General features: G+C 62.7%; 8 protein-coding genes. All 8 read right to left on the reverse strand.

All coding sequences use genetic code 11. The features are described from left to right. Positions 1–27: 27 nt before the first annotated feature. The 8 genes from tolQ to JNK99_RS12540 all read right to left on the reverse strand — a co-directional run bounded on the left by tolQ (position 28) and on the right by JNK99_RS12540 (position 6,341). Complete coding sequence (gene tolQ / locus JNK99_RS12505; RefSeq protein WP_291853583.1) at positions 28–705, reverse strand: protein TolQ; 678 nt, start codon at positions 703–705, stop codon at positions 28–30. Continuing rightward, on the reverse strand, positions 702–1,145 hold the full coding sequence (gene ybgC / locus JNK99_RS12510; RefSeq protein ID WP_291853585.1) for a tol-pal system-associated acyl-CoA thioesterase: 444 nt from the start codon (positions 1,143–1,145) through the stop codon (positions 702–704). Before ybgC ends, tolQ begins: the two co-directional genes overlap by 4 nt. Before the next feature lie 69 nt (positions 1,146–1,214). Next, complete coding sequence (ruvB, locus tag JNK99_RS12515) at positions 1,215–2,279, reverse strand: Holliday junction branch migration DNA helicase RuvB (protein WP_291853587.1); 1,065 nt, start codon at positions 2,277–2,279, stop codon at positions 1,215–1,217. Beyond that, entirely contained in the window at positions 2,276–3,358 is a 1,083-nt protein-coding gene (locus JNK99_RS12520) for an AI-2E family transporter (RefSeq protein WP_291853589.1), read from the reverse strand. The genes ruvB and JNK99_RS12520 overlap by 4 nt, the downstream gene beginning before the upstream one ends. 7 nt (positions 3,359–3,365) lie before the next feature. Continuing rightward, complete coding sequence (gene ruvA, locus JNK99_RS12525) at positions 3,366–3,941, reverse strand: Holliday junction branch migration protein RuvA (protein ID WP_291853591.1); 576 nt, start codon at positions 3,939–3,941, stop codon at positions 3,366–3,368. 13 nt (positions 3,942–3,954) lie between these two features. Next, positions 3,955–4,521, reverse strand: coding sequence for a crossover junction endodeoxyribonuclease RuvC (ruvC, locus tag JNK99_RS12530; protein WP_291853593.1), 567 nt, complete (start codon positions 4,519–4,521; stop codon positions 3,955–3,957). Further along, positions 4,518–5,381 (reverse strand): DMT family transporter, encoded by an 864-nt coding sequence (locus JNK99_RS12535; protein ID WP_291853594.1) that lies wholly within the window; start codon positions 5,379–5,381, stop codon positions 4,518–4,520. The genes ruvC and JNK99_RS12535 overlap by 4 nt, the downstream gene beginning before the upstream one ends. 180 nt (positions 5,382–5,561) lie before the next feature. Further along, positions 5,562–6,341, reverse strand: a complete 780-nt coding sequence (locus tag JNK99_RS12540; RefSeq protein ID WP_291853597.1) for an IclR family transcriptional regulator — start codon at positions 6,339–6,341, stop codon at positions 5,562–5,564. Positions 6,342–7,036 lie beyond the last annotated feature (695 nt).

Here is a 7,036-nt window from a genome sequence, read left to right on the forward strand (position 1 = left end):
TTTTTCAGACGACGCGGACGCATGGCCTTACCTCATCTGCCGTTGCAGGATGTTCGAGAACTCTTCCATGAAGGACTCGAAACGCGAAGACAGGCGGTCGATCTCGTGGGCAAAGCGATTGTAGGCAACCACCGCCGGAATGGCCGCAAAGAGGCCGATGGCCGTTGCCACCAGGGCTTCGGCAATGCCCGGGGCAACCGCGGCGAGCGTCGCCTGACCAACGTTCGAGAGCCCGCGGAAGGAATGCATGATCCCCCAGACGGTGCCGAACAGTCCGACATAGGGACTGACCGAACCAACCGAAGCGAGAAAGGCAAGGTGCGAGTCGATGCTGTCCATCTCGCGCTGGTAGGTGGCGCGCATCGCCCGCCGCGAACCGTCGATCACGTCCTTCGGGTCGAGATTCTTCTGGCTGCGCAACTTGGTGAATTCGCGGAAGCCCGATTCGAAGATGCGCTCCATGCTGCCGGTACTGTGGCGGTCGTTGATCGCACTCTGGTAGAGACTGTTGAGATCGCCGCCACTCCAGAAATCGCGCTCGAACTGCTCGGTCTGCGCCCGCGCTGCCTTGACCGTAAACCACTTGCGGAAAATATAATACCAGGACATGAACGAAACGCCAGCGAGCAGCAACATGACGACTTGCACGACAGCGCTAGCGTTGATGATCAGGTGCAGGATGGAGAGGTCTTGCGAGACGTTCATTGCAAAGCTTCCAGTTTGGTGCGCAGGATTGCGGGAATCGAAGTCGTTTTCATCTGTACCGAGTTCACACAGACAATCTGGATGGCAGCGCTGGCCAGCTCCTGCCAGCCGCCGGCACAGCTTTCGTCAACCCGCCGGACATGTTGGCGGAAGAAGATCTGTGCCCGGCTGATCCTTTCCACTTCGAGGCCGACGACCAGTTGATCGTCGAGCCGGGCCGGCTTGTGATATTCGATGCTGACGCTGCGCACGACGAAGGCGATACCCGGGTCGCGCAGCAGATCGGCCTGCTCATGGCCGATGGCACGCAACCACTCGGTGCGGCAGCGTTCCAGGTACTTGAGGTAGTTGGCGTAGTAAACCACCCCGCCGGCATCGGTATCTTCGTAGTAGATGCGTACGGGAAAGGTGAAGGCATTGGGTTTCTGCTCGTGTTTCATGGCCGGCGCCGATTCTAAGGCAGCATCCTCGCGCGATCTGTAAGTTCTTGTGACCAGGCCGCGCGCCGCTCAGGGCGCACGCCAGAGTTCGTCCTGGACTTCACCCGGATGACCGGTCAGACCGAGGTGACGATATACTGCCACCGTCGCCACCCGACCACGCGGCGTGCGTTGCAGAAAGCCCTGCTGGATCAGGTAGGGTTCGAGTACGTCCTCGATCGTATCGCGCGCTTCGCCGATCGCGGCAGCGAGATTGTCCACCCCGACCGGACCGCCGGCAAACTTGTCGATCACCGCCGAGAGTAGCTTGCGGTCCATGACATCGAGCCCGCCGTGATCGACGTCGAGCATCCGCAGGGCCGAATCGGCCACCTCCCGGGTGATCTGACCGCTTGCCCGAACCTCGGCAAAATCACGTACCCGGCGGAGCAACCGGTTGGCGATGCGCGGTGTGCCGCGTGAACGCCGCGCGATCTCCAGCGCACCACCGGTATCGGCAGGCACCTTGAGCAACTGTGACGAACGCGTAACGATCAGGGTGAGTTCATCGGGGGTATAGAATTCCAGTCGGGCGACGATCCCGAAACGGTCGCGCAGCGGATTGGTCAGCATGCCGGCACGGGTGGTCGCTCCGACCAGCGTGAACGGAGGCAGATCGAGCTTGACCGAGCGCGCCGCCGGACCTTCGCCGATCATGATGTCGATCTGGAAGTCTTCCAGTGCCGGATACAGGATCTCCTCGACGACCGGCGATAAGCGGTGGATCTCGTCGATGAACAGCACGTCGCGTGGCTCCAGGTTGGTCAGAATGGCGGCCAGGTCGCCTGCCCGTTCGAGCACCGGGCCGGACGTCGAGCGCAGGTTGACACCCATCTCGGCAGCAATGATGTGCGCCAGCGTGGTCTTGCCGAGGCCGGGCGGCCCGAAGAGGAGCACGTGATCGAGCGTGTCACTGCGTTTGCGGGCGGCTTCGATGAAGACGGTCAATTGCTCGCGAATCTTCGCCTGGCCGACATAATCCGCCAACCGCCGGGGACGCAGCGCCCGCTCGATGACATCCTCCTGGAGCGACTTCGACTCGGGAGAGATCAGGCGGTCCGGCGGAACACCGGCGAGGTGGTCGTTCTCGATCACTGCACAACCCCTTCCTCCGCCGCCGCCGCGGCACGCGACTCGGCATGCGCCAGCCACTCGCGTATCAGTACCTGCCCAAGCGCCAACAGAGTGGGGCCAAGAAACAATCCAATGAAACCGAAGACCAGCACACCACCAAAGACGCCAACCACGATCAGCAACAGCGGCAGACTGGCGGTGCGTGAAATCAGGATCGGCTTGATGAAGTTGTCCACGCTGCTGATCCCGAACATTCCCCAGAGCACCATGAATACGGCCCAGCCGGTCTGCCCTTCGTTGTAAAGCCAGACGGCGGCGCCCAGCCAGATCAGCGTTGCGCCGACCACCGGCACCATCGAGAAGAAGAAAGTCGCTACCGTCAGGATGATGAGGCCGGGAACACCGGTCACCAGGAAACCGATCATCGCCACCAGCGCCTGGGCTGCTGCCGTGCCGACAATACCGACCATGACCCCGGTCACCGTGCCTTCGGCCAGTGCCAGCATGCGCTCGCCGAGGTCGCCGCCGAGAGTACGGCTGCCAATGTGCAGGGCGTCGGCATAGATGTGGGCGTCACGAAAGATGAAGAAAACGAAAAAGATCACCAGCACCAGCTGCAGCAGGCCCTGCGCCAGCAACGCGGCGGCCGCCAGAGCAAGCTTGCGGGTGGGGTCGACGAACTGGTGCAACAGGTTGTTCATCTCCTCGCGGCTCTCCACGAGTTCGCGCCAGTAGGCGGCGGCATCGCGACCGAGGATGGGCAGTTTCGCCAGCCAGGCCGGCGGTTCGGCAGGCAGACCATTTTCCATCAATGGCTTGAGGTAGCGAATGGCGACCTCGACGCCGTCGGCGAGCGACCCCGAAAGCAGGGCGACGGGCGCGACCAGCAGGAGCAGCAACAGGATCGAGACCAGCAGCGCTGCCAGATTGCTGCGTCCGCGGCAAAGCCTGAGCAGCCGGTTGCGCACCGGCAAGGTGGTGACACATATGACGATGGCGAAAAGCAGGGTACCTGTGAAAGGCAACAGTACGGCGATGCAGCCGATCAGCAACAGCGCGACGAGTGCGATCTGGATGAGTTGTTTGTGACCGGGATTCATCGTCGAGTCAGACCCTTGACAGCAGCTTCAGTGCCTGGCGGATGCCATCCGAGGTGCTGGCATCGGGCGGCAACTGTTTCATCGCCGCAGTCGCTTCCCGGTCATTGTAACCCAGCGCCAGCAGAGCATTGAGGATGTCGCTGTGCGCTTCGTCGGCCGGCGCGAGGTTGTCGGGTCGCGCGTCGGGAAGTTTTCCCTTCAGTTCGAGGAGCAGCCGTTCGGCTGTCTTGGTGCCGATCCCGGGCACCTTGGTCAGGCGTCCCACCTCCTGTCGCGCCACCACCTCGGCCAGATCGCTCACCGACAATCCGGAGAGCACCGACAGCGCGAGGCGCGCGCCGACCCCCGAGATCTTCAGCAACTGGCGAAACGCGAAGCGCTCGCCCGCGCTGGCAAACCCGTAGAGGAAATGGCCGTCCTCGCGCACCACGAAGTGGGTCAACAGGCTGAGCGGCTCGCCATTCGCGGGCAGATGGTAAAAGGTGCTCATCGGCACTTCGAGTTCGTAGCCAACGCCGTGCACATCGAGCACCACCTGTGGCGGATTCTTTTCCAGCAGGGTTCCGGTCAGCCGGCCGATCATTCTTCAATCCCCTTCATTGACCGGCGCCCTTCCTGACGATCAGCCTGCCCTTGCGGACCTGCAGGCCACCGCTCGCCAGCCGCCCGAGTCCCTGTCCACCGTGCGCATGCGCGATCGCGCAGGCCAGGGCATCGGCTGCGTCCGGGCTGGGGTCGGCCGACAAGGATAACAGGCGGCGCACCATGTGCTGCACCTGCACCTTGTCCGCATGACCATTGCCGACCACCGCCTGCTTGACCTGCAAGGCCGTGTACTCGGCAACGTCGAGTCCGCTCGCAACCAGTGCCGTGATTGCCGCGCCGCGCGCCTGACCAAGCAGCAGGGTCGATTGCGGGTTGACGTTGACGAAGACGATTTCCGCCGCTGCCTGGTGTGGCGCGTGCTGCTGCACCAGTTCGCGCAGCCCGGTGTGGATCGTCCCCAGGCGGACCGGCAGAGAGTCCCTGACATTGGTCCGGATGCAGCCGCTGGCGAGGTAGCTCAGGCGGTTCCCGGCTTTCTCGATGAACCCGAAGCCGGTGATGCGCAAGCCGGGATCGACCCCCAGAATGCGCAGCACGCCGTACCCGGAATCGCTCATCGACCGGGCGCCCGCGCCAGATAGACGCCGGCCACCGCCAGCGCCATGCCGGCCAGCGCCAGCCCGCCGAGCTTTTCGTCGAAGATCAGCCAGGCGATCACCGCCGTACTCGGCGGCGTCAGGTAAAACAGGCTCGCCACATTGACCGCGCTGCCACGGCGGATCAGGAGATTGAGCAGACTGATGGCGCCGAACGAAAGCACCAGTACCAGCCAGAGCAGCGCAAAAACGAATTGCGGCGTCCACTCGATCTGCATGCTCTCGGTAGACCAGGCAAGCAGCGCGGTGACGACGGCGGTCGGCAGAAACTGGATCACCGAACCGCTGCGCAGATCGAAGTGCGGACAGAAACGTTTCTGGTAGAGAGTGCCGATGGTGATGCCCAGCAACGCGGCCACTGCCGGCAGCAGCATTCCCGCCAGCGGCAGGTCGCCGAGCTTGTTGGCGACCACCAGTGCGACGCCGGCAAAACCGAGCACCAGCCCCAGCCACTGACGTGGCGATACCTTCTCGCCGAGCACGAAACCGGCACCGCAGGCCGTCACCAGCGGCTGCATGCCGACCACCAGAGCCGTCACGCCAGCCGGCAAACCATGTTTGATGGCTATGAACACCCCGCCCAGGTACAAGGCATGCACCAGCAGACCGGAAACGCCGATATGCACGATCTGGCGCCCATCGGTCGGCCACGGTGCGCGTGTTGCCAGGACGAGGCACGTCATCAGGGCGAGAACCAGCAGATAGCGGGTGAGCAGGAAGGTCAGCGGCTCGGCGTACGGCAGCCCGAACTTGGCGCCAATGAAGCCGGTACTCCACAGGAAGACAAACAGGAAAGGCAGGAGCGATGGCAGGGGGCGCATGGGATCGGCTTGTCGAGACAGGCCAGGAGTGTATCAAGCATCGCGGCAAAGCGCCGTAACAGATCGAGCATCGCATCATGTCAGTGAACGACCTCGCCGCAGCGGAGTCTTCAAGCCTTGCTGTTTCCTGCGAACCAGCGGGACTATACTTCCTGGCTGGGCTGGTTTCAGCCTTCTTGATCAGTTGCGCAAGCGCTTGCGATGGCCCAGTGCCTGCGAAATGTCGTTCGCTGTCACCTTGATCGGCGTCACCCAGTCCGGGTTGTGGCGATCGCTCGGCGCCGACACGGAAAGCCCGGCGACCAACTGATCTTCGTCATTGCGAATCGGTGCGGCGATACAACGCAGGCCAATCTCTGCTTCCTCGTTGTCGTAGGCAAATTCGTGCCGGCGGATCTTGTCAAGTTCCCTTTCCAGGGCGTCGAGCCGGGTCAGCGAATGCAGCGTCTTTCCGGGCAAACCGGTACGCCTTGCGTAGGCACGAACATCGGCCGGGCTGTCAGCCGCGAGAAACAGTTTGCCGACCGAAGTCAGATGCAGCGGCGCCCGGCCGCCCACCAGGTAGACCACCCGCACCAGCGAGCGACCGCTCGATGTCCGCTCGACGTAAATGATTTCATCCTCGTGGCGGATGCCGAGATTCACCGCCTCGCCGATCTGTTCGTGCAGTTGCTGCATGTAAGGCAGGGCCACCTGCCGGATGCTGATCCGCGACTTGACGATGTTCCCCAGTTCAAGCAGGCGGATGCCCAGCGTGTAGCTGCCGTTGTCCTGCCGCTCGACCAGCGCCGCGCTGGTCATTGCCGCCAGGATGCGATGCGCCGTCGATGGGTGCAGACCGGAGCTCTGGGCGAGTATCTTCAAACTCGCCGGTTCCGGCATGTCGGCCAGCACCTCGAGCAGCGACATCATCCGCTCGATGACCTGGATGGAACCCTTGTCAGCCTGTTGTTCGGTCATCGTCTTCCTGTCCACGCATCGATCCAGCATTGTGGGGGAGGGCACCCGGGCGCTCCACCGTTCGCCCACCACGGCTTGTGCGGTGCAATATCTTACCATCATGCTGGTTACCCGGTCTTTCCCGCAAGGATGCAGTCGCCAGTCGGCAACCAACGGTCTGGCCCGCTGGCGCCCGGGTGTTCAATCCCGCTCTTGCCGCATCCGGGCCACCGTGAGCTGCCTCATCACGATGGATCGAGCCCGAGCCAAGCTCAAGAAGCGCGTCCAGCATTGCCTGCTTGTCGGCAGGGCGGATTCCCCGGATCACCACCGGTCGACCATCGCATCGGATTTCGCCGGCAGGATAGTGGCGAGCACCGATCATGGCAAGACTCCTTGGCCGAGGTTTTTGGCTGTCCGGCGCAAGAGCGAACCGGGAACGGCGTTGGCGCCGAGACTTTGCCATTCATGAAGAACCTGATCAAGCGACAGTTCGCTCGCCGACTGTCTCCGTGCGAAGACAGCCACGGACCGGCTGGCAAGTTCAAACGACCATCGTGACGACCCACAGGACGACCTTACCACCCATCACTTTTAATGTAATCTCTGATTATTACGAGGCAACACATTGAGAGACGATGGGAAAGACAGATAAGTTAGCGGACGAGGTACGGTTTGGTCTGGAAGAGGCCCTCCCTGGGATGCGCAAGACGATC

Origin of the sequence: Accumulibacter sp., from assembly GCF_016789985.1 — a bacterium.
In the GTDB taxonomy this organism is placed as follows: domain Bacteria; phylum Pseudomonadota; class Gammaproteobacteria; order Burkholderiales; family Rhodocyclaceae; genus Accumulibacter.